20 protein-coding genes and 1 pseudogene are annotated in these 22,308 nt (G+C 36.3%); 9 read left to right on the plus strand and 12 right to left on the minus strand.

What is annotated here, in order from left to right; translation table 11 throughout:
* Positions 1–3: 3 nt before the first annotated feature.
* Both ACIP9G_RS06675 and ACIP9G_RS06680 read right to left on the minus strand, forming a co-directional pair.
* On the minus strand, positions 4–714 hold the full coding sequence (locus ACIP9G_RS06675; protein WP_340824771.1) for a cytochrome c biogenesis CcdA family protein: 711 nt from the start codon (positions 712–714) through the stop codon (positions 4–6).
* A gap of 327 nt (positions 715–1,041) precedes the next feature.
* Positions 1,042–2,721, minus strand: a complete 1,680-nt coding sequence (locus tag ACIP9G_RS06680; protein WP_401018435.1) for an L-lactate permease — start codon at positions 2,719–2,721, stop codon at positions 1,042–1,044.
* Between the two features lie 445 nt (positions 2,722–3,166).
* Here ACIP9G_RS06680 and ACIP9G_RS06685 point away from each other — a divergent pair, with 445 nt between their 5' ends.
* From ACIP9G_RS06685 to ACIP9G_RS06700, 4 genes are all read left to right on the plus strand, one after another.
* The gene (locus tag ACIP9G_RS06685) at positions 3,167–3,886 is read left to right on the plus strand and encodes a FadR/GntR family transcriptional regulator (protein WP_401018437.1); all 720 of its coding nucleotides are present in this window, start codon (positions 3,167–3,169) and stop codon (positions 3,884–3,886) included.
* A gap of 180 nt (positions 3,887–4,066) precedes the next feature.
* On the plus strand, positions 4,067–4,783 hold the full coding sequence (locus ACIP9G_RS06690; protein WP_401018439.1) for a (Fe-S)-binding protein: 717 nt from the start codon (positions 4,067–4,069) through the stop codon (positions 4,781–4,783).
* 25 nt (positions 4,784–4,808) lie between these two features.
* Positions 4,809–6,236, plus strand: coding sequence for a LutB/LldF family L-lactate oxidation iron-sulfur protein (locus ACIP9G_RS06695; protein WP_340824775.1), 1,428 nt, complete (start codon positions 4,809–4,811; stop codon positions 6,234–6,236).
* Positions 6,236–6,952 (plus strand): LutC/YkgG family protein, encoded by a 717-nt coding sequence (locus ACIP9G_RS06700; protein WP_401018441.1) that lies wholly within the window; start codon positions 6,236–6,238, stop codon positions 6,950–6,952. Before ACIP9G_RS06695 ends, ACIP9G_RS06700 begins: the two co-directional genes overlap by 1 nt.
* A 216-nt stretch (positions 6,953–7,168) precedes the next feature.
* Here the strand turns inward: ACIP9G_RS06700 and ACIP9G_RS06705 are convergent, their stop codons facing one another.
* Positions 7,169–8,455: an MFS transporter gene (locus tag ACIP9G_RS06705; protein ID WP_340824777.1), complete on the minus strand. Its 1,287-nt coding sequence runs from the start codon at positions 8,453–8,455 to the stop codon at positions 7,169–7,171.
* 217 nt (positions 8,456–8,672) lie between these two features.
* Here ACIP9G_RS06705 and ACIP9G_RS06710 point away from each other — a divergent pair, with 217 nt between their 5' ends.
* Positions 8,673–9,911, plus strand: coding sequence for a helix-turn-helix domain-containing protein (locus ACIP9G_RS06710; RefSeq protein ID WP_401018443.1), 1,239 nt, complete (start codon positions 8,673–8,675; stop codon positions 9,909–9,911).
* A gap of 264 nt (positions 9,912–10,175) precedes the next feature.
* On the opposite strand, the gene rarD is transcribed toward ACIP9G_RS06710, so the two are convergent.
* The 4 genes from rarD to ACIP9G_RS06730 all read right to left on the minus strand — a co-directional run bounded on the left by rarD (position 10,176) and on the right by ACIP9G_RS06730 (position 13,620).
* Positions 10,176–11,081, minus strand: a complete 906-nt coding sequence (gene rarD, locus ACIP9G_RS06715) for an EamA family transporter RarD (protein WP_340824779.1) — start codon at positions 11,079–11,081, stop codon at positions 10,176–10,178.
* Positions 11,082–11,251: 170 nt separating this feature from the next.
* Positions 11,252–11,788, minus strand: coding sequence for a hypothetical protein (locus tag ACIP9G_RS06720; RefSeq protein WP_340824780.1), 537 nt, complete (start codon positions 11,786–11,788; stop codon positions 11,252–11,254).
* A gap of 203 nt (positions 11,789–11,991) precedes the next feature.
* Positions 11,992–12,663, minus strand: coding sequence for an MBL fold metallo-hydrolase (locus ACIP9G_RS06725; protein ID WP_401018444.1), 672 nt, complete (start codon positions 12,661–12,663; stop codon positions 11,992–11,994).
* A 600-nt stretch (positions 12,664–13,263) separates the two neighbouring features.
* The gene (locus ACIP9G_RS06730; protein WP_401018446.1) at positions 13,264–13,620 is read right to left on the minus strand and encodes a hypothetical protein; all 357 of its coding nucleotides are present in this window, start codon (positions 13,618–13,620) and stop codon (positions 13,264–13,266) included.
* 259 nt (positions 13,621–13,879) lie between these two features.
* On the opposite strand from ACIP9G_RS06730, the gene ACIP9G_RS06735 reads away from it, so the two are divergent.
* Complete coding sequence (locus tag ACIP9G_RS06735) at positions 13,880–15,229, plus strand: DUF3238 domain-containing protein (RefSeq protein WP_401018447.1); 1,350 nt, start codon at positions 13,880–13,882, stop codon at positions 15,227–15,229.
* A gap of 61 nt (positions 15,230–15,290) precedes the next feature.
* Here the strand turns inward: ACIP9G_RS06735 and ACIP9G_RS06740 are convergent, their stop codons facing one another.
* Positions 15,291–15,545: a cupin domain-containing protein gene (locus tag ACIP9G_RS06740; protein ID WP_401018448.1), complete on the minus strand. Its 255-nt coding sequence runs from the start codon at positions 15,543–15,545 to the stop codon at positions 15,291–15,293.
* Positions 15,546–15,676: 131 nt separating this feature from the next.
* Between ACIP9G_RS06740 and ACIP9G_RS06745 the strand changes: the two are divergent.
* The 3 genes and pseudogenes from ACIP9G_RS06745 to ACIP9G_RS06755 all read left to right on the plus strand — a co-directional run.
* Positions 15,677–15,968: pseudogene (locus ACIP9G_RS06745) on the plus strand (PLP-dependent aminotransferase family protein); the annotation flags it as partial.
* Between the two features lie 240 nt (positions 15,969–16,208).
* The gene (locus ACIP9G_RS06750) at positions 16,209–16,739 is read left to right on the plus strand and encodes a hypothetical protein (RefSeq protein ID WP_401018450.1); all 531 of its coding nucleotides are present in this window, start codon (positions 16,209–16,211) and stop codon (positions 16,737–16,739) included.
* 471 nt (positions 16,740–17,210) lie between these two features.
* Positions 17,211–18,392: a M20 metallopeptidase family protein gene (locus ACIP9G_RS06755; protein ID WP_340824800.1), complete on the plus strand. Its 1,182-nt coding sequence runs from the start codon at positions 17,211–17,213 to the stop codon at positions 18,390–18,392.
* Positions 18,393–18,557: 165 nt separating this feature from the next.
* Here ACIP9G_RS06755 and opp4C read toward each other — a convergent pair whose 3' ends face one another.
* Genes opp4C through ACIP9G_RS06775 form a run of 4 tightly spaced genes read right to left on the minus strand, consistent with a single transcriptional unit; the run spans position 18,558 to position 22,286 of the window.
* Entirely contained in the window at positions 18,558–19,481 is a 924-nt protein-coding gene (opp4C, locus tag ACIP9G_RS06760; protein ID WP_401018452.1) for an oligopeptide ABC transporter permease, read from the minus strand.
* Positions 19,478–20,452, minus strand: coding sequence for an ABC transporter permease (locus ACIP9G_RS06765; protein ID WP_337981527.1), 975 nt, complete (start codon positions 20,450–20,452; stop codon positions 19,478–19,480). The genes opp4C and ACIP9G_RS06765 overlap by 4 nt, the downstream gene beginning before the upstream one ends.
* Positions 20,446–21,300, minus strand: a complete 855-nt coding sequence (locus tag ACIP9G_RS06770) for an ABC transporter ATP-binding protein (RefSeq protein WP_340824802.1) — start codon at positions 21,298–21,300, stop codon at positions 20,446–20,448. Before ACIP9G_RS06770 ends, ACIP9G_RS06765 begins: the two co-directional genes overlap by 7 nt.
* Positions 21,297–22,286 carry an ABC transporter ATP-binding protein gene (locus ACIP9G_RS06775; protein WP_401018454.1) on the minus strand — a complete coding sequence of 330 codons (990 nt, stop codon included), beginning with the start codon at positions 22,284–22,286 and terminating at the stop codon, positions 21,297–21,299. The genes ACIP9G_RS06770 and ACIP9G_RS06775 overlap by 4 nt, the downstream gene beginning before the upstream one ends.
* Positions 22,287–22,308 lie beyond the last annotated feature (22 nt).

Here is a 22,308-nt window from a genome sequence, read left to right on the forward strand (position 1 = left end):
AGATTAGAAGCCAATAAATCCACCAAAAATAGGCTGTAATAATCGTGTGATGTACGTTAAACCGTCGAAGAATAACAATATCCCTACAGCAATCATAATATAGCCGCCGACTTTTACGATTTTTTGACTATGGTTGCGAATCCAATTCATACGTGAAATAAAGAATGATAGCACAAAGAATGGTATCGCAAATCCTAAATAATAAGCAAACATATAGCTAAACCCTGAAGAAGGATTTGCTCCAGCTAGTGTAATAATGGACATTAAGATAGGTCCTGTACACGGTGTCCAACCCGCTGCAAATGCAATACCGATTAAAATCGAACCTAAATAGCCGGATGGCCGATTTTTAAATTGGAATTTCCGATCTTTCATTAAAAAATCAATTTGAAGTAATCCTACAATCATTAAGCCAAAGATAACAATTAAAATTGCGCCGATTTGACGTAACAATGTTTGATAATTAAGGAAAAACTCTCTTGCTAAAGATGCGCCAAGGCCAATCATTATAAAAATAATTGAAAAACCTAGTAAAAAGAATAGCGTATGCAAAATAGCACGCTTTTGCATCATGCCCCGTTCAGATTTTAGCTCATCTAATGTCATTCCCGTTATGTATGATAAAAATGCAGGATACAGTGGGAGCGTACACGGTGAAATGAAGCTTAAAAAGCCTGCGCCAAACGCTAAAAATACGTTAATATCAGTTTCCATATTTTTTCATTCTCTCCTTACAGTTACTGCCTCCATCGTACCAAAAAACAATGGAAATTGCGCCCTTTTAGCTTGTGAACGTTTCATGACGAAAAGCGACAAAAAACGTGAAATTTTGATATGTTTACAAATGTACTTCTGAATTATGCTCTCGGAGCGTTTTTCTGTCAATGAAATTCACTATAATATTAGAAGTTAAAACAGTATTTTTATGTCGAGTGAACGCTTTGTAGCAGTGCCCTATCCTCCGCTCCGCACGACAATTCGATAAAAAAAGACATTGAGAAATTCATTCTCAATGCCTTTCATTAAAACTATTCAATCCCCTTAAGGAATCATCCAAGCTAGGACATTACTTTGTAAGAATGTTAGTAAACAAATAAATAACAGCAGCATAACACTATACTTTAACGCAAAACGAATCAATTCCGATTCTCTACTGACAAGTCCAACCGCGGCAGCTGCTACTGCGATAGATTGTGGCGAAATCATTTTCCCTGTCACGCCCCCCGAGGCATTAGCAGCAAGCGATAGCACTGGTTCCATACCAACAGATTCAGCTGTAACTTGCTGTAACTTGGCAAATAATACATTGGAAGATGTATCAGATCCCGTAATAAATACACCTAGCCAGCCTAGTACAGGAGCGAAAAATGGGAACAGTACGCCTGTTTTAGCTAGCACCAATGCAAGTGTTGTCATCATCCCAGCAGTATTTGTGACATAAGCATATGCTACAACACTACAAATCGTAATTAGTGGAAACTTAATTTCATTTAACGTTTCAAAAAAAGTTTTACCCCATTCGTGCCAAGAAACGTGAAAAATAAATTTAGAAACGATTGCAGCTAATAATATTGCTGTGCCCGCTGCGCCTAACAATTCTAGTTTATAAAATGCTGCTATTGGTTCCTCTGTAGTGCCATTTAATACTTGATTATGTAAAAGCGGTACTTCTGCTGTAAATGTCACCGCTTGTCCTACTACATTGATACCTTTTAAAATGATATTTGTCCCTTCATAATTTCCCGTTAAAGCACTTTTGACTATCGGTATTCCCCAACAAGAAATAAAAGCTGTCAAAATGATAAATGGTGACCAAGACTTTAATATTGTTCCTCCTCTATACGACTCTTTTATTGCCGTTGAATCAGCGGTCGCTTCGCGTTCTGAAGCAAAGCGATAAATCGTTTTAGGTTGCCAAAATTTCATGAAAATAGCTAGTGCAAAGAGCGATACTAATGCAGATAAAACATCGGGTAATTCAGGGCCTAAAAAATTCGAGCTCAAAAACTGTGTCACCGCAAATGATATACCTGACACTAAAATGGCTGGCATTACTTCCCAAGCTTTTTTAAAGCCAGTCATTATTAACACTAAAAAGAATGGAATAAATACTGCTAAAAAGGGTAATTGACGTCCTACCATTTTTGAAATTTCAAATGCTGCGATTCCCGTTGGCCCTTCCATTGCAGTAATCGGAACACCAATGGCTCCGAATGCAACTGGTGCAGTATTGGCAATTAAACAAAGGCCTGCAGCATACAACGGGTTAAAGCCAAGCCCTACTAATAACGCAGCAGAAATAGCAACCGGTGCCCCAAAACCGGCAGCTCCTTCTAAGAAGGCTCCAAATGAAAACGCTACGAGTAATGCTTGAATACGTCGGTCTTCCGTAATGGTTAAGACAGATTGACGAATTATATTAAAATTCCCTGTTTTTACGGTGATATTGTATAAGAAAACAGATGTTATGATAATCCACCCAATTGGTAATAGTCCATAAACAGCCCCCTGTGTAGCGGACATTATCGCAGTCCCTACTGGCACTTTAAAAGCAATAGTAGCCAAAATTAAAGAAACAAGCAAAGTCGTTACGCCTGCCAAATAGCCTTTCATTTTTTTAATCGCTAATGCCCAGAAAAAATAAAGAATGGGAATAACTGCCACAATTGCAGACCATGTCAAACTACCCCCAACAGCTGTAAAATTTTGTGTAAATGTCAAATTACATACCCCCAAATAAAAATTTCTCCCAAACTAATGACTGTAAGCAACAACAAACCACAATTTGATTCGTTTCCTGAGTTGTAAACCAATTGGCTACATGCTCATACTTACGCATTGTCATTGTAGAAACTACAAATGAAGTTATCCCTTTAGCAACACCTACAAATTATTACAAACATATTCTTTTAATTTTCATAAGCCCTCCAAACAATAATAGATTAGGTCATCTGATGACTATATGATAAAATTATATTAACTATATTTTAAAAATTCAATAATTTTTCATAATTCTTTTTAACTTATTGAAATAGTCACTTCCGCAAAGCTTGCATGAATGGACAATCTATACTATTCACTTTAAACAGTAAGTAAAATTCTATTCATCATGTATAATAAAGTTATAATGTAGAGCAATCGATCGAGATGAATGAGGTGTAGCTCCTTGGAATTAAAGAAAATTAAACAAAAAAAAATATATGAGGAAGTATCAGAAATGCTCTATGAAAAAATTCGGGCTGGTGAACTGAAGCCCGGAGATCGTCTTGATTCAGTAGAGCAACTTGCTGAACAATTACAAGTTAGTAGATCTGCCATTAGGGAAGCCTTATCCGCCCTAAAAGCAATGGGCTTAATTGAAATCAAACAAGGTTCCGGGACTTTTGTTAAGAGCACTCCTTCCCAAAAACTTGATTTCCCATTTTCAACACTAACTTTAACAAATAAAAAAGATATCTCTCATTTATTAAAAGTACGGAAAATTATTGAAGTGGGTGCTGCTGCGAGCGCTGCCATCCATCGAACTGAAGAAGATTTACAAACAATGCTTCGTATTTTAGATGACATGAAACTTGCACAAGGCGATGGTGAGCTAGGCGAAAAAGCAGACTTTCAATTTCACGCAGCAATTTCAGCTGCCTCTCAAAATCCCCTGCTGGCAACAATTTTAGACCAAGTATCTGGTTTAATGATTGATACGATGAAAGAAACACGCCGTATTTGGCTGTATTCGAAAAAGACAACTAGTGAAAAATTATATGATGAGCATATGCAAATTTTCCTCGCTATTAAGCAACAAAACGAAGAGCTAGCGAAGCATGCGATGTCCTCTCATTTAAGCAACGTCGAGGAAGTTTTAATGCAATACTTCGAAACGAGTCATTAAGTAAATGTAGCTGCCTATGTAATATGGGTAGCTACTATTTTTTTGAAAATTTGCAATTAACACTTTCAACAATCCAGAAGGTTGTAGTATTATTAAAACAATCTATTTACATACCAAGTCATCTGATGACCAGTTGATTAATCGTTTGAATAGGAAATTATCACATAAGGAGTGATGAGCATGAAAGTAACATTGTTTGCGACTTGTTTAGTCGATATGTTTCAAGGTGATGTAGGAAAAGCTGTCGTTGAAGTATTAGAGAGACTCGGCTGTGACATCGACTTTCCAGAAAATCAAATTTGCTGTGGACAGCCTGCCTACAATAGCGGCTACGTCCAAGATTCCAAAAATGCTATGAAAAAAATGATTACAGCTTTTGAACATGCAGAGTATGTCGTCTCCCCTTCTGGCTCTTGTGCCTATATGTTTAAAGAATATCCTGAAGTATTTAAAGGAGATCCTATATGGGAACATAAAGCGCAGGTATTAGCAGAAAAAACATACGAATTCACTGAATTTATTGTAAATGTTTTACAAGTTGAAGATGTAGGTGCCCATTTAGAAGGTAAGGCAACTTTTCACACTTCTTGCCATATGACCAGACTGCTTGGTGTGAAAGAAGCTCCTATTAAATTATTAGGGCATGTTAAAGGCTTACAATACGTGGAGCTCCCAGGAAAAGAACGCTGTTGCGGTTTTGGTGGCACATTTTCGGTAAAGATGGGGAATATTTCTGGAGAAATGGTCAGTGAAAAAGTACAAAACGTGGAAGAAACTGAAGCAGATATTTTAATTGGTGCGGACGCTGGCTGTTTAATCAATATCGGCGGTCGAATTGAGCGGCAAGGGAAACCAATAAAAGTCATGCATATTGCGGAAGTGCTAAACTGCCGATAAATTGCATTTAGAGGAGGATAATCGAATGGCAATGAAAACAAGCGATGATAGGTTTAACCAGCGAGTAACGAAAGAGCTAGAAAATACTTTTATGCGCGGCGCAGTATCAAGTGCTCAAGAACGCTTTCAAACACGTCGTTTACAACAAGCAAATGAGCTTGGACACTGGGAAGAATGGCGTTCCCATGGTGAGGAAATTCGACAACATGTACTTGCCAATTTAGATTATTACTTATACCAGCTTAGTGAAAATGTTGCAAAACGTGGTGGACATGTGTATTTCGCTAAAACTGCTGAAGAAGCAACTACCTATATCCAACAGATTGCAATAGAGAAGCAAGCAAAGAAAATTGTTAAATCTAAATCAATGGTAACGGAAGAAATTAATTTAAACCCTGCTCTCGAACAATTAGGCTGTGAAGTGATTGAAACAGACCTTGGTGAATATATTTTGCAAGTTGGTGACCATGAACCACCCTCTCATATCGTCGTGCCAGCATTGCATAAAAATAAAGAACAAATTCGAGATATTTTTAAAGAAAAACAAGGCTATGACAAAACAGAAAAACCGGAAGAACTGGCACTTTATGTTCGTGAAAAACTACGAAATGAATACTTAACAGCAGATATTGGTATTACAGGCTGTAACTTTGCTATCGCAGAAAGTGGCTCAATTACGCTCGTTACAAATGAAGGTAATGCTGACTTAGTAACTGCTTTACCTAAAACACAAATTACAGTGATGGGAATGGAACGTATTGTTCCTACATTTGAGGAAATGGAAGTGCTTGTCAGTTTATTAACAAGAAGTGCTGTTGGGCAAAAGCTAACAAGTTATATTACAACGTTAACAGGTATAAAAGATGAGAACGATACAGATGGGCCAGAAGAATTCCATTTAGTTATCGTCGACAATGGCCGTTCGAATATTTTAGGTGGTGAATTCCAGCCTATATTGCAATGCATTCGCTGTGCAGCATGTATCAACGCGTGCCCTGTTTACCGTCATGTTGGTGGCCATACGTATGGTTCGATTTACTCTGGACCAGTCGGTGTTGTACTATCACCACTTTTGGGAGGGTATGATGATTTCAAAGAGTTACCATATGCTTCTACTTTATGCGGTGCTTGCACAGATGCTTGCCCTGTCAAAATCCCATTACATCAACTGATACACCGGCACCGTCAAGTCATCGTTGAAAATGAAGGGAAGGCTCCAGTGTCTGAAAAGCTTCTCATGAAAGCGTTCGGCTTAGGTGCTTCTTCCCCTACTTTATATAAGATGGCAACGAAAATGGCATCGCCAGCAATGTCACCATTTACAAAGGACAATAAAATATCAAACGGCCCAGGGCCATTAAAAGCATGGACCGAAGCGAGGGATTTCCCTGCACCGAATAAGGAAAACTTCCGTAGCTGGTTTAACAACCGTACTAAAGGAGGGTCTGAATAATGGCAGGAAGCATTCTAAATAGAGATGCATTTTTATCTAATATTGCCAATCAACTCGGACGAGCACCAAAAACAGAGTTAACTAAGCCGATTTGGCAATATCAGCCACAGGACCGTGTTTTAAAAGATGCTACAAAGGATGATTTAGTAGCCGTCTTAGAGGAGCAATGTAAAAATATTAATACAAATATGCTCATAACCAATACAGCTAATCTAGCAGCTGATTTACAAGCAGTCGTAGATATCTACGGTGGTCGCTCTGTCATCACATGGCAAGACGAACGCTTTGATCACTTTGGATTATCACATATGATGCATACACAATGGCCACAAACAAATATTCAACTTTATGTATGGAATGAGACACAGCCAGAGGAAAATATCCGACAAGCTGAAAAAGCAAACATCGGTATCACCATTAGTGAGATGACATTAGCCGAATCAGGTACCGCCGTGCTATTCAGCGACAAGCATAAAGGGAGATCGGTTAGCTTTTTACCCGAAAAGTCGATTATTTTAATTCCTAAAAGTACAATTGTTCCACGAATTACCCAAGCAGCTCGATGGATTAGCAAAAAAGTTCAAAATGGTGAACATATTGCTTCCTGTATTAATTTTATTACGGGTCCAAGTAATTCCGCAGATATCGAAATGATTCCTGTCGTTGGTGTCCACGGCCCTATTAAAGCAACATATATCGTCATCGAGGATCAATAAACGTAGCACAGGCATGCACGGGAAACTATGCATGCCTGTTGCTATGGTGAAATTTGTATTATTGTAGGTAGAACAAGCATTATTGCTAGTAACACTTCTACTATTCAGGATAAACCTCTCGCTACCGCTCAGAAAAACCTTTGTTATCGCCCATAAAACCTATGAAATCGCCATTAATCCCCCGTTACCATTAATAGAATATATCCTTTTGGATAATTAATTTGCTACTCTTTCTGCCATCGTCGTTTCTTCGTAAAATTCTGGGTGAGCTTCTTTTAAGACAGCTGTGCGTAGTAATACAAGTGTCATTACAACTATAATCGCACTTGTGACAAGTAAAATACCGGTTGCTGGTAACATATCGTACAAAATACCATAAACGAGCATACCAATTGGCATCATGGACATAGCCATAGTTTCCATGAGACCAAATACACGTCCGCGGTATTCCTCAGATATAAGCTTTTGCATAAATACGCCTAGAGGCATATTTACGCCCATTTCAAAAATGGCAAAAATGAAGTAGAGCATAATATAAAAGACAACAATCATGGAATATGAAAAATCCGTAACTAACGGGATAACCGCAAATGCTAAGCTACTTGATAACAACAATAAACAAAATTTAGAAAAACGAAGTGGCACTTTAATCTCGCCACGTGTTGCAAAATAGATGGAAGCTACTAGCATGCCGAGCGCACCTGCCGCTTCAACAAAACCAAAATGAGTAGGTTTGACCTTGAGTAACTCGATAACCACATACGTTCCACCGACTACGATTGCTGAGAAAAATAAATTAATCCACAATGATAACCACATCACAACTTTAATAACTTTGTGTTGCTTAATATAGCTAAAGCCGCTAACAAGCCCTTTCCATATCTTTTCAGTTTTAACATCGTCCCCTCTTGTACTGTACAAATTAAAATTCATCGTTGCCTCTAAGCAAAAAGCAATCGCATAGGCAATCATATGCACAATTAAAAAAACTTCCATCGAGAAAAATCCGTACATCATCCCCCCGATTACTGGACCTCCAACGGCTGCAACGGACATTGACATTTGATTAAATGACATTGCGCGCTGTAAACGTTCTGGATTTACAAGTGTAGCAATAGCTGAAGTAAAGGTTACACCTGAAAATGCAGAACAGAGTGTATAAAAAACTGTTGTCACATAAATCGCATTGACCGACATACCAAACATCTCTGTATACAGCAGTAAACCTGCCATCGTCAAAATCGTTCCAGCTTGCGCTAATAAAATCGTTCGTTTTTTAGAATAATTATCTGCAACATAACCGGCTAATGGTGCAACGAGAGCCCGAGGCAATATGGAACAAATCATGTTTGTTGCAAAGCTTGTGGCAGAACCTGTCATCGCTAAAATATACAAACTAATACCAAAGGACAACACATGTGACCCTAACATTGCAATCATTTTACTTGCCGTAAAGGTCCACAAATGATAGGTCGCCTTTTTATATTTTGCTGCTTCATCCATCGAAAAAATCCCTCCATATTTTATTTAAATTTAAAAGTTTAATTTTATTAAACAAAATATACCACATCATTTACTTTTCTTGCAACAAAAAGTTTAATATAATTAAACAAACTAAAAATTCTAGGTCGTACCTAGCACTCTCGGCTGTTTTGGGTAAATGTATAGACTTTGCGAAGAATAGTTATTATTGTTAGTAGTGAAGAAAGGAGGCGAGGCAGTGGACTCTTTAGGCATGAGGATTCGCAAATTACGAAAAGAACGAAAATTAACATTAGAGGCACTTGCTGCTGATCGTCTAACAAAAGGTATGCTAAGTCAAATAGAAAATGATAAAGCGAAGCCATCTATGGAAAGCTTAGATTATATTGCGGAACGTCTTGGTGTGAAAGCAAGCGAATTACTTGAACAAGTGACATCATCTGATATTCGTCATCTTTTGGAGCAAGTAGAAATTATGTTTGCTGAGGTAAAGTTTGACGATGCGGACAACCATCAGCAAATCGTTGATATCATTCACCCATACATAGACGATTTACCACTTAGCTATGAAGCTGGGCGTTTATTATATATTTATGCGAATGCGCAGTACGTTGCAGGTTTAACGACATGGGAACCACCGCTTCAACAAGCGCGCCAAATATTTAAAGAAATCAATTTGTGGAGTCATTGGTTCAAAACCTACATGCTCCAGCTTGGCATTTTATCAGAAAATCGCTTATATGAAGAAGCCTATCGATGTATTTTACAAGTGAAAGAGGAAGTTGCCCGCGAAAACTATCAGCTAGATTCACGTGATACGGGGAAAATGTCTTATTATATTAGTATTTTTCAGCTAGCCATTGGTGAGCATGAGGCAGGTAAAAAATTAATTAACGAAACCATTGAACATGCCCATCAAAACCAACTGTTTTATCATATCGATGATTTGTATCGTATTGGTTCCTATTGTGCCATGATTGATGGTGATTTCGAGCAGGCTGACCAAATGATGATGAAGTTGGAGCAGTATCGTATTTTTGTTGAACAAGATGATGTCGATGCCTTTATCTACGTCTTAAAATCCCATTATTATAACAATTATACACATGAGTATGAAAAAGCATTAGTTGAAATTGAACATTTTAATGCCCTTACAGATTCAACAAAACTAAATAAAAACTTTTATTATGCTGAAAAGGGAAAATCATTGTATTTACTTGGTCGTTATACAGAATCACTAGCAACATTTACCCATTTTACAGAAATCCCCATTTCAGTTTCACACCCTTATGATTTGCTAAGTATGAATGAATGTTTTTCCTATAAAGCGCTATGCTACGCACAGTTTGGCAAGCTAACAACTGCTTACGAAATTGCCAAAAAAGCATACCTTGATTCGAAAGATTTAATCGACCTACCTTATAAGCAAAAAATTGAGGAAACGTATTTTACGATTAAAGCACAAATCGATTCTTAAAGGAACCGTAGAAGCTGTTGATTTCCGCTACAGGCGGACGCTTTCCACCGACACAATGTAAACCGCAACCCTCCCTAACGCGCGGCGCGGTTTATTGCGTTTTACATTGTGTGCGTTCCGGCTGGAGTCACCGCCCTCCGTACAAATCAACTGAGCAAGTTTTTTCATTATAAGGATAAAAAATGACAAAGCATCAAGAGTTAACTACTTGATGCTTGTCTACATGGTGAAAGGACTTGTAGAGTACTCTACAAGTCCTTTTCGCTACGCAGATTTATGATGTGCTTTTCTTATTTCTATAATTTTCGAACCTGAGAACAATATTAAGGCTACCCAAATAATGCTGAATGCCAGTAGTTCAACTTGACTGAATGGTTCTTTATACAGTACAACGCCCAAAATTAAAACAATTGTTGGCGCTACATATTGTATAAAGCCTAATAGGTAAAGCGGAATATTTTGAGCACCTTTAGCAAATAAAACTAAAGGCACAGCTGTCACAATACCGCTCACAATCATTAATACATCTGTTTGTGTATTAACATGTAAGAAAGATGCTTGGCTTGTTGAAAATAAATAGACGTAATAGCCTAACGCAAATGGGAGAATAAACATAGTTTCAATGGCTAGGCCCCTTGTTGCATCAAGTGTAATTTTCTTTTTCAGTACCCCATAAATAGCGAACGTTAGGGCAATTAAAATCGCCACCCAAGGTACTGTACCATAATTTACAGTTAGTATGATAACCGCAATAAACGCAATGGCTGTAGCAACCCATTGTGCCCGACTCAATGTCTCTTTAAAGAAGACAACACCAAAAATGACCGACAATAGTGGATTAATATAATAGCCAAGGCTTGTCTCAATCAAATGTTCATGGGTTACAGCCCAAATATATAAGTACCAATTCATTGAAATGACAAAAGATGCACATGCTAACTGCCAAAAAATCTTCTGGTGTGTCCATAAATATTTTAAATCAGCTAATAAATCTTTGCGCATACCGAAAATAATGACTGCTAGTACTGTAAAGACGAAGGACCATATTACACGCCCTAATAAAATTTCCATACTTGGCACATGCTCAAGTAGTTTCCAGTAAAGTGGGAATGCTCCCCAAATGGCATAGGCAAAAAACGCTGCCAATACCCCTTTTTTCTCATTTGACATTGTCTTTAATTCTCCTACTCTTCTTAAATCAATTACGACACTCTCGTAATTTCACAAGTTTGACGTTTATTTATAATGTGAAAGAATAGACTAATTATAGGACTTTGACCGGCAACTGTAAATGCACAATTTTACTATGAACATATTGTTTATTGCTAAAACACCTGACATTACGCTTTATTTTCATTTTCAAGCTCAGAAATATATTTTCGTACCATACTATAACTAATATCAGGATTAATTTGTCGCTTAATGCGAATATGAATTTCTTTTATGCCTACCCCCTGCTCCCGCATATCTCGAATCATCGATTTTAAAGGACCTGAGAGAGATTCCCTAGACAGGGCCGTGTATTTACTAAGCTCAATTAGCAAGTTGGTATTTTGTCGGCGGAGCTCCTTCAGCTCGTCGACGGCACAATTATACTCCGTTAGCTTTTTTTGTAACACCGCATTTTGCTGTGTCAATTTTTGCATGTCTTCAGTAAGCTTAGTATTTTGTTTTTTTAAATTTTTTCGCTCTTGCTCTAATACAATTTGCTTTTCATCTAAATCAATATGCATGGCATTATACAATTGTTCAATATGCATTAATTCTTTATAGCGACTTTGCGTTAACATCATAAGTGTTTCTGTCGTTTTGACAGCAAGTGTGCCATCTTGCATTTTTTCACATGTTAATGCCGATAGATCCATTTTGTTCGTCATTTTTTTCTCACTCCATTACTAAATTGTTCGTGTAATGGGATTGCTTTGTTTAACATCCTTCAGCTTCCTTTTATATGATAATCATTCTCATTTATCTTATCATAATGAGAAAAGCACATTTTGTCAAAATAAAAAACTCCCTGTGTACAACACAAGGAGCCCTTAGTACTATATTACCTCTAAACCTTCGTTTGATTAATGCATCACTTTCTGTCATTAATTAACAATTTCTGAATTTGCTTTTTCATATTTCCAGAACTCAATCCGCCGTGGTAACAAACTACCGATTCAATGTCTAACTCTAAGTATTTCTTTAAAGATTGTTGAGCTTCCCTTATATCCAATGTCGTTGGAACATGAACTCCCCTCAATACTCCGTTCTCACTATACATCGAATCTCCAGCAACAAGCGTTTTACTTTGTTTGAAGTATAGGCTGACATGACCCTGCGTATGCCCTGGCGTATGGATAACACGAATGCCTCCGCAATACGGCAATTCTTGACCATCTTTTAAAGTGTCGTTCACTATTCCTTTAGGTGGGTTTTCTATGTGCCCGTCTTTCAAAAGAGGCAAATCCCCCTCGATATAAGGCTTATCTAGTACGTGCGCATAAACTTTAATATTACTTCCACAAACCTGCAATATTTCTGGGAGACTGCCTATATGATCGATATCCTGATGCGTTAAAATGACAACCTTTAGTTTATCAAACGATACCCCTACCTTCTCCATTGCTACGTGCAAATCTTCAAATTGTCCCGGAAATCCAGTATCTATTAACACAGCCATTTCCTGATCCCATAAAAGAGTTGGATAAATGATGATTCCATTAAATTCGAGCTCCAAAATTTCTACACCCTTTGAAACTTCCATAAACTTAGTTCTCCTTTATCATTCTATTTTAAAAATTAGGTTGAAATAATTCTTAAACAACCAAGTTATTTTTTTATATCCTTAAGAACAGTCCCCTTGGCGTCTTGGGGATTTTCATACTTGCATTGCATTTAATAGGATTATGAGACTACAGGTATAGCTGTTTGGTTAAAGTTGGCATCTCTCACAATAACAGATGTTTAGGAAAATAAAGATTGGAAAGATTAGCATAAAAAAGAGATGTAGCTTAAAAACATCTCTTTTTAAAATATTATTACGACTACTTTCTTATCTATTTGCTTTCTAGAACATTTTTGTCTGCAATATTACCTGGTGTTACATTTAGTAAATTTCCACATAACCAACAACTCCTCTTTAAAATTACCATAATTATACTTTTATGTTATTACACTCTATATCCGTTTCATTTAATTTGTAGCTTATAATTACCTTTTTTCGATGAATATTAGACTCAGAATAGCCATTAATTTATTGCCTAGTATTTATGAAAAGAATGAAAATCCCCAAATTATCAATTATCTTTTTGATTGAGTAGCAACCTATTTTTCAAATTAATCTTCAAATGTATTATAGATATCTTCATTGATTACGTTTAATTAACTTATCACTAATAAAGAAAACGGTAACATAAACAAATGCTATTAATGTGTAAATAAAAAATAATTCTATATCCCAGTCAGTTAACAGCAAAAGCACACAAACACAAATTAATCCACAGCCAAAATGTTTCATATAAGCAAGTAAGATATGTTTAGTTCGTAATTCAATCAACAAGGAAGCTAAAATTCCAATAGTAAATAGTATGGGAACTGAAATAATACTCACGCCAAGCCCGATTGCGAAATAAGAGTTCGTAAAATCGTTAAAGAAAAAAGGTACGATAAAGTAACATATGACTGTTGTTACAAAAGCTGCTAACAATTTTCTGTTAAACATATTTTCACTCCTTCACTCACATTTCGTAATAAGCGATAATGTTTTATGTTTTCATTCAGATGTCGCCTACTGAAAATACTCTAGAACTCGAAGTGTTTCTTCTTTTCTAAAAGATTAACTGATACACTACGCTCAATCAAATATTTTAAGTTGCTATATAATACTCTTATTCTATAAATTTTTTTATTTCTTCGTTCCTTGATATCTAATACGGAATTTAGTTATTATTTAATTAATCTAAAAACAAGGAGGAATATATATGGAAAACAAAAAACTTTTTTTATACCTATTTGCAATTTGTTTATCATTTTTGTTAATACCATCTATTTCTGTCTTCGCTTATGAAGATGAATCCTTCAATCAAAATTTTTCAGATTTCCAAGTAAATAAAAATGCTAATGAGATGATTGTAAAATGGAACTCCATACCTAAAGCAAAAAAATATATAGTTAAACACAACCACGAAATATTGTACGAGGGAACTGAAGCACAATTCGAAAGTAAAAATCTTTCTGAAGGTAGCCTTAATGAATATGAAATAGCAGCTATTGATTATAACGACCAAGTATTCTCAAACTCACATATAAAAATATATACTACTTCATCTAATAATGAAGAAATAGGAATAGACACATTTTCTACAACATCAAGTATCATTTTAGACTGGCCTGATGTAGATAATATTACTGAATATTATATTTATAGAGATAATCAATTCATAGGAGTAACAAAAGAAAGCCATTACATAGATAATACTCCATCAGCAAATACCGAATATCAATATACAATTACTGGTGAAATACCTTTTACTAATACCCGATTTGAGCAAATAATCGAACAAGTAAAAATAGATTTCCTGAATTATTTGCTAACAGATGATGTGAATATATCTGCTAACAATTTATTCTCACAAGTATATAAAGAAATAGAGGAAAATCCTTTCGATTTAATAGAAATTTCTACTCCAGTTAAAACTTTAGAGGAAAATGTCCAAAAAATTTCTCTTCAAAATTATAGAGCAAAGCCCCAAATAATGCCTTTAGCAATATCAACAAATACATGGATAAAAATAAATACAATGATTTTAAATACTTCTAAATATCCTGGATATATTCCAGCACCAATTGGAAGCTACTATTACGGAACAGATAATCGTACTACAATAACTTCCCAAGGAAGTACTCGATTATCACTAGAAGCATCAATTAATTGGTCAACTTTAGCAGTTGAGGAAACAAAATCAATTGGTTGGACAAATCGTTACACAAAAAACTCCAATGGAACATATACATTTGTTGACCGAAAACAAGCATCTAGTAATAATGTTTATTTAGGAGCTACTAAAAAAACTAGTTCAATGATTGATATTAATTTCATTCACAAAGCAGCTCACCCTTATTACACCTTAGCGCCAAATGTAGAATACGAGTTCCGTACAGAAATTTATAAAGATGGGACTACAAAAATCAGAGGGTACCACACCTTATTCCCGTCACTCGGTATTTTCAGAAGTGATGGTTCAGGATATAAGACTATTTATACACATGATCAAGGGTCAAGGTCTCCTTGGAATTTATATTCACATAAAACAATTAACATAACGAAATAATTGACCAAAATACAAAGAGCAATCCAAAATATTAACGGATTGCTCCTTCTCGTATATCAACTTATTTTTCCGACTCTACTATATGTGACGCGAAGTTTTCGTTTTGGATTCCTTCATGAACCTGGATAAAGATACTTACTCGCTCAGTAGGTTCGATATCGTAATTGGTAACAGTGTGAACGACCCCTTTGGGAACTACGAATGTGTCACCTCCTTTATAGGATTTCCAATCACCATTTTGTAGGAGTTTTACTTTTCCTTTTGTAATAATCACTTCAGCCACTTCCTGATAATGGGGCAATACGGCTCCGCTCACCTCAATGCGTTCTCTTTAGACCGAGCTGACACTTACACCCAGTTCATCCGCCTCTTTGGCACTTAGGAGCTCGCGGCGATGGACTTACGTGTAATACCATTCCCACCAGTCATTCCCTAGAGAGCAATCGCCTACAAATACGAAAAGAAATTATGGAAGAAGAGCTAGCAGTAACAGGTTGGCAATGGGGCAGTCCAAATGGTGGTCTGAATTTATGGGTGCAGCTCCCTGATCAACTTTCAACTGAATTATTTATTATTATCGAAAAGTATCGAACAATCTATATCCTTTGTGCCAGGGCAAATATGCGATCCATTAAAACAAAAATCTTCTTGGATACGTTTAAGTTATTCTTATGCAAATGAAAAGCAAATAAGAGAAGGGGTAAAAAGCTTGGTTGCATTGGCGCAGTCGCTTAAGTGAGGAGGCTTGGCGTACTCGAAGTGTATTCTTCAAGCCTTGCATCACTTTGACTTTTGAATGTTTGTAAGATTGTCACTAAAATATAAAGCTCAAATAACATTCGGAAGTTATTTGAGCTTCTTCTATTTTCATTTAATGTACATTTAGTAAGGTAAAAAATTTTAGAGGAAGTAGCAAGGAAATATTAATAAATACTATTTAAACTATACTTAATAAATTCAAAATAAAGGGGGATTTAACATGAAAAATTACATAATAATTATTTCTATTCTTCTAATATTTACTGTATTTTTAATTATACAAAGAACTTATTCTATTGAATCGAACGAGAGTGCAATGACTACTAGTATTCAACAACAATTAGAGGACGATATAGAGATTTCATCGATAGAAGAATATGACATTTCAAAATCTAATTCAAAGATTGTTTTATTTGAGTATGGTAATGAAAAGGGATATGCAGTTTTCAAAGTGAATTATGTTAACAAAAAATTAAAAATTATTTTTGTAAAATCTAATATTTTAGATAAGAATATCAATATCATACATACAAATCGAGGTAATTATATTCTTTTAAGTGGTAACTATAATGAGAAAATAAATTATATAGTTGTAAATGAAGGCAATACTAAGCACTTATTTGAAGTTGCACTTTTTAACGACAACTTTACAAATTTATATATTACTCTGGAAACTATTCCACGTAGTTTAACTGACACGATGCTAAATGATGTTTTAGTATACAATAAGGATAATAAGCTATTATATTAGAATCACTGCCAATATCTTCAACTCCATCAAAGACTATGCCCTCCCCTTTTTATAAAATAGAATTTATCTACCTGCGTGTTTAAATGATTAAAACCGAGGTGGTAACTCCTGTAGAAACACAAAGTATATAAATGCAACAAGGTGCACATTAGCGAGGGTTGCAGTTTTCGATGCACCTGAGGAAGCGTCCGCATGGAGCGAGAATCAAATGCTAGAATGCTTGTTTAAGCGTAAATAAGTATTCCTTTTCAACAAAATCAGTTAAAATCGTCCTTCTTTTATCCTTTATCTTCTTGTGCTTATCTAAGAAGAATATTTTTTCGCAAGATTCCACTTACATTAAAAAACAAGAGCGATTGGATTGGACCTAAGAAAACTTTTTCATAAAGCTTTTATATATCTATATCATACTTGACAACTTGGTTTAATCAACGTATTATCATTTTCATACATTTAGATAGAGGTGATCTTGTGAGTTTTCAAAATCAAGTAGAACAATTACATACACTTTTCGATGAAATTGTAGCTAATCGTCGTTATATGCATATGCACCCTGAATTATCATTTGAAGAAGAAAAAACATCCATTTTTATTGCAAATACATTAAAAGAATATGGTATCCCATTCCGCGAACGCGTTGGCAAAAATGGAATCGTCGCTAACATTGATGGCGCTTTACCAGGAAAAACACTCGCGTTCCGTGCCGATTTCGATGCCCTGCCAATCAATGATGAAAAAGACGTACCCTATAAATCGACAGTACCTGGCGTTATGCACGCTTGTGGTCATGATGGACATACTGCTGCACTACTTGCATTTGCAAAAATTGTACAGCAAAATAAAGATCAATTAAGAGGCTCTATCCGTTTAATTTTCCAACCTGCTGAAGAAAAACCACCAGGTGGAGCAAAATTTATGATTGAGGATGGCGCGCTTGATGGTGTTGATTTTGTATTTGGAGCTCATTTAGCTTCCGATTTACCTTTAGGAAAAATTTCAACTGCAGCTGGTCCAATAATGGCCTCTGTTGACGCATTTACGATTAAATTATTCGGTAAAGGTGGACATGGAGCTTACCCACATACGACAAAAGATTCAATCATTGCAGCGACTCAGCTTATTCAAAATTTCCAGCAAATCGTTAGCCGCAGAGTAAATCCAACTGAGGCAGCGGTTGTAACAGTTGGTAGCTTACACGCAGGAAATGCCTTTAATGTTATTGCAGACACTGCTACATTAGAAGGTACTGTTCGTACATTAAATCAAAATGTACGGAATCAAATTGAAAAAGAAATTTTCGCTATTTTAGATGGCTTAAAAGTTTCAAATTATGTAGACTATGAAATCGATTATTTAAAAGGCTATCCTGTTTTAATTAATACAGAAAAGGAATCTGTTATTGTTGAACAATTAATTAAAGAACAATTCACAGAAGAAGCTTTCGAAATTAAAACTGCAGTCTTGGGTGCCGAAGATTTTGCCTATTACTTACAACATGTACCAGGAAACTTTATTCACGTTGGCTCTGCCAATGAACATGCAAATACACAATTCCCTCACCACCATCCGAAATTCGATTTTGATGAGCGTGCATTGCTAAATATCGCAACAATATTCTTAAAAATTATTGATTATTACGGTAAAGTCGAATAAATAAAACGGATTTGGAAAACGTGTAATTTTCCAAATCCGTTTTTTCTTTTCTAGGAAAATGTAAGCTCCAAATTACATTCGTTTAATTTCAATTGCTAGAGTATGATCCAAAATCAAAAAAAGCCAAATCCGAAAAATAATGTTTTTTCGGATTTGCCCCTTTTGCTACTTTGAATTGTGTGGGTCAAGTGCGTCTCGCAATGCATCCCCAATATAGTTAATTGATAAAACTGTACATAATATTAAAATACCTGGTGGAATCCAAAGCCACGGTTGATCCGTTAAAATCGAAATCGATTGGGCATTTGAAAGCATATTCCCCCAACTTGCATCTGGCGGCTGTACGCCTAAGCCTAAAAAGCTTAATGCTGCTTCATCTAATATTGCCCCTGCAACACCAGAAGTAGCGAAAATCAAAATAGGTGCAATGGTATTCGGTAAAATATGCTTAAACAAAATACGTGGCGTCTTATATCCTAGAGCAATACTTGCTTTCACATAGTCCGATTGCTTAATCGCTAAAACATTGCCGCGCACAAGTCGTGCTATACCTGGCCAGCCTAACACCCCTAAAATAAGAATGATATTCGTTAACCCTGGTCCTACAATACTAGCAACAACTAAAATAAACAAAATATATGGAAATGACATAAACATATCTGTAATACGCATAATAATCCCATCTATAATGCCACCAAAATAACCAGAAATTAACCCTAATACAGTACCAATAATCGCCGAAATTGCCACCGCACCAATACCTACAGCTAACGAAACACGTGCCGCATAAATGACGCGACTAAACACGTCTCGTCCTACTTGATCTGTACCTAGTAAGTGCTGCCATGAAGGTGGTGCACTAAATTCGCTTGTAATTTCAGCTGGATCAAACGGTACAATAAACGGTGCAAAAATGGCAGCAATCGTTACAATCGCTAAAAACCATAGTCCAATTACAGCTAATTTATGCTTTTTGAATCTTTTCCAAAATAGGCTCTTCGTATTTGCTACAGCAAATTCTTCATTCCAAGTGACCGTGTGTTCTGTATCATACTGTTTTTTATTAAAATACCGTTTAAATAAACTCATCGTTTGCCACCCCCAACATAGCTTTTGCGAATACGTGGGTCGACAAATGCGTATACAATATCCGTTAAAATATTTGAAGCAATAACAATGAATGCAGCTACTAAGTTTAATCCCATAATGGTAGAGTAATCACGGCTCATAATGGAAGAAAGCGTAAGCTGACCAATACCTGGCCAGGAGAAAATTTGCTCAATTACAACTGCTCCACCAAATAAAATCGAAATCTCTAATCCGATAATTGTTACAATTGGAATTAAAGCATTTCGCATCGCATGTTTATTCACAACGAAAAATTCTTTTACTCCTTTTGCACGAGCTGTACGTAAAAAATCTTGTCCCATAATTTCAAGCATGCCCGAACGCACATAACGGATGTTTCTCCCAGCAACGCTTGCGACAAGCACTGTCACTGGTAAAATCATATGCCATAAAAGTGATCCGAAGCTTCCTTCAGCACCTAATTCTTTCATACCGCCTGAAGGTAACCAATTTAATTGAATTGAGAAAATATATACTAATAATAAAGCCAAGAAGAAGTTTGGAATGGAAACTCCTAAAAATGAACCCGTTACAAATGTATAATCAAGTTTCGAATATTGCTTCGTTGCACTATAAATGCCAATTGGAATCGCAATAATTAACCCTAATATTAACGCTGTTCCCATTAAAATAATTGTCGGACCCATTCGGCTCGCAATTAACTCGGTTACAGGCTCATACGTAATCATTGAATAGCCTAAATCGCCATGCAACACTAAGTTTTTTAACCAATTCCAATATTGAATGTAGGCTGGATCATTTAGTCCTAATTCTATCATTTTAGCCTGTCTTGCGGCCTCTGGTAACTTAGGGCTCACGAGCATATCGACAGGATTTCCTGGTGCCATTCGCATAATAATGAAGTTAATAACCGATACACCAAATAAAACGGGGACGGCGATTAATAATCGTCTTAAAATATATCCTAGCATGCATCTGTCCCCTTTTCACGGCGAATAATACTTCGTTTTGTCGGATCTGGCTTCGGATAAGCATTTAATAATTTTTTTGTATAATCATGTTGAGGGTTTAAGAAAATTTGTTCTGTTTTACCCATCTCCACAATTTTGCCCGCATACATTACTGCAATACGATCACTAATATATTTCATTGCACCTAAACCGTGCGCAATGAATAAGTATGTTAACCCTAATTCATTTTGAAGCTGTTTAAACAAGTTTAAAATTTGCGCTTGAATCGATACATCTAATGCCGATACAGGCTCATCACAAATTAATAATCTTGGTCGTAATGATAACGCACGAGCAATGCCGACACGTTGGCGTTGACCACCCGAAAACTCGTGTGGGTAACGCTCTTTTGCTGTCGTTGGTAGCCCCACTAACGCAAGTAATCGGTCTACTTCCTGCGCTATCTCATTCGTCGGGACTATTTTATGTACGCGTAGCGGTTCTGCAAGTAATGATCCGATTGTTTGTCTTGGATTTAAAGAAGAATATGGATCTTGGAAAACAATTTGGATTTGTTGACTTAAGCTAACGCGGTCTGTTCGATAATCCATTTGTTGACCATTAAATAGAATACGTCCCCCTGTTTTCGGTTCTAGACCGATAATCGTGCGCCCTAACGTTGATTTCCCACATCCAGATTCTCCTACAAGCCCAACTGTTTCCCCTTCGTAAATTTCGAATGAAACGCCATCTACTGCTTTCACATAATCGGTTTTTAAATTCATAAAGCCTGTTTTAAACGGATAGTACGTTTTAACATCTTCTAATACAAGTAACGGAGAGTTGTTTTGCTCTGTTTCCTTTTTCATTTCTGCTCTCCTCCTTGTGCGACCTTTTGCCATTCAAAACATCTCGTTTTATGCCCTTTTTCAACTTCAATTAATGGTGGTTGCTGTTTTTTACAATGCTCTGTTGCAAAAGCGCAACGGTTTGCAAAACGACAGCCAACAATATTTTGATAACGCCCTGGTATCGTACCTGGTATTGCCTTTAATTGTTTTCCGTCAAAATCCATTGATGGAATTGAATCCATTAGGCCCATTGTATATGGATGTAATGGTCGTTCAAACAATGTAAAAACATCTGCTTCTTCGACAACTTGCCCTGCATACATAACGATGACACGATCTGCCATTTCTGCAACGACACCTAAATCATGTGTAATAAGTAAAACAGATGTCTGCAGCTCATAACACAATTCATTCATTAAGCGCATGATTTGTGCTTGTACCGTTACATCAAGCGCCGTTGTCGGTTCGTCCGCAATTAATAGCTTTGGTTTACATACTAAAGCTATTGCAATCATGACACGTTGTCGCATTCCACCTGATAAAGAGAAGGGGAATTGCTTCATCACACGTTTAGCATTAGGTATACCAACTTTATCTAACATATTTTGAGCAATTGCTTTTGCTTCCTTTTTATCGACATCTGTATGGAGTAAAATGGCCTCTATTAGCTGATGGCCAATTGTAAAAACAGGATTTAACGCGGTCATTGGCTCTTGAAAAATCATTGAAATTTCTTTCCCTCGTAACGATTGAAATTCCTTATTAGAAAGAGCTGTTAAGTTTTTATCTTCTAATGTAATCTCACCTTGCTCAATTGAACCGCGTTTCCCTAATAGACGCATAATAGAGAGTGCTGTTACGCTTTTCCCGCTTCCCGACTCACCAACAATCCCCAATGTTTCACCTTTTTTTACATCAAAGCTAACATCGTCGACACTGACTACTTTTCCATATTCAGTTTCGAATGCCGTTTTCAGCTGTTTTACGCTTAGCAAACTCTCCATTAAAACACGTCCTATCTCTCTC

Source organism: Lysinibacillus sp. NPDC093197 (assembly GCF_044754025.1).
In the GTDB taxonomy this organism is placed as follows: domain Bacteria; phylum Bacillota; class Bacilli; order Bacillales_A; family Planococcaceae; genus Lysinibacillus.

What these genes read in the sequence shown, in the direction of transcription:
- ACIP9G_RS06690 (WP_401018439.1), top strand. Translation starts at nt 4,067, where the DNA reads ATGAAAGTAACATTGTTTGCGACTTGTTTAGTCGATATGTTTCAAGGT.
- ACIP9G_RS06705 (WP_340824777.1), bottom strand. Translation starts at nt 8,455, where the DNA reads ATGGATGAAGCAGCAAAATATAAAAAGGCGACCTATCATTTGTGGACC.
- ACIP9G_RS06720 (WP_340824780.1), bottom strand. Translation starts at nt 11,788, where the DNA reads ATGACGAACAAAATGGATCTATCGGCATTAACATGTGAAAAAATGCAA.
- ACIP9G_RS06725 (WP_401018444.1), bottom strand. Translation starts at nt 12,663, where the DNA reads ATGGAAGTTTCAAAGGGTGTAGAAATTTTGGAGCTCGAATTTAATGGA.
- ACIP9G_RS06675 (WP_340824771.1), bottom strand. Translation starts at nt 714, where the DNA reads ATGGAAACTGATATTAACGTATTTTTAGCGTTTGGCGCAGGCTTTTTA.
- ACIP9G_RS06700 (WP_401018441.1), top strand. Translation starts at nt 6,236, where the DNA reads ATGGCAGGAAGCATTCTAAATAGAGATGCATTTTTATCTAATATTGCC.
- ACIP9G_RS06775 (WP_401018454.1), bottom strand. Translation starts at nt 22,286, where the DNA reads ATGGAGAGTTTGCTAAGCGTAAAACAGCTGAAAACGGCATTCGAAACT.
- rarD (WP_340824779.1), bottom strand. Translation starts at nt 11,081, where the DNA reads ATGTCAAATGAGAAAAAAGGGGTATTGGCAGCGTTTTTTGCCTATGCC.
- opp4C (WP_401018452.1), bottom strand. Translation starts at nt 19,481, where the DNA reads ATGAGTTTATTTAAACGGTATTTTAATAAAAAACAGTATGATACAGAA.
- ACIP9G_RS06735 (WP_401018447.1), top strand. Translation starts at nt 13,880, where the DNA reads ATGGAAAACAAAAAACTTTTTTTATACCTATTTGCAATTTGTTTATCA.
- ACIP9G_RS06765 (WP_337981527.1), bottom strand. Translation starts at nt 20,452, where the DNA reads ATGCTAGGATATATTTTAAGACGATTATTAATCGCCGTCCCCGTTTTA.
- ACIP9G_RS06750 (WP_401018450.1), top strand. Translation starts at nt 16,209, where the DNA reads ATGAAAAATTACATAATAATTATTTCTATTCTTCTAATATTTACTGTA.
- ACIP9G_RS06730 (WP_401018446.1), bottom strand. Translation starts at nt 13,620, where the DNA reads ATGTTTAACAGAAAATTGTTAGCAGCTTTTGTAACAACAGTCATATGT.
- ACIP9G_RS06695 (WP_340824775.1), top strand. Translation starts at nt 4,809, where the DNA reads ATGGCAATGAAAACAAGCGATGATAGGTTTAACCAGCGAGTAACGAAA.
- ACIP9G_RS06770 (WP_340824802.1), bottom strand. Translation starts at nt 21,300, where the DNA reads ATGAAAAAGGAAACAGAGCAAAACAACTCTCCGTTACTTGTATTAGAA.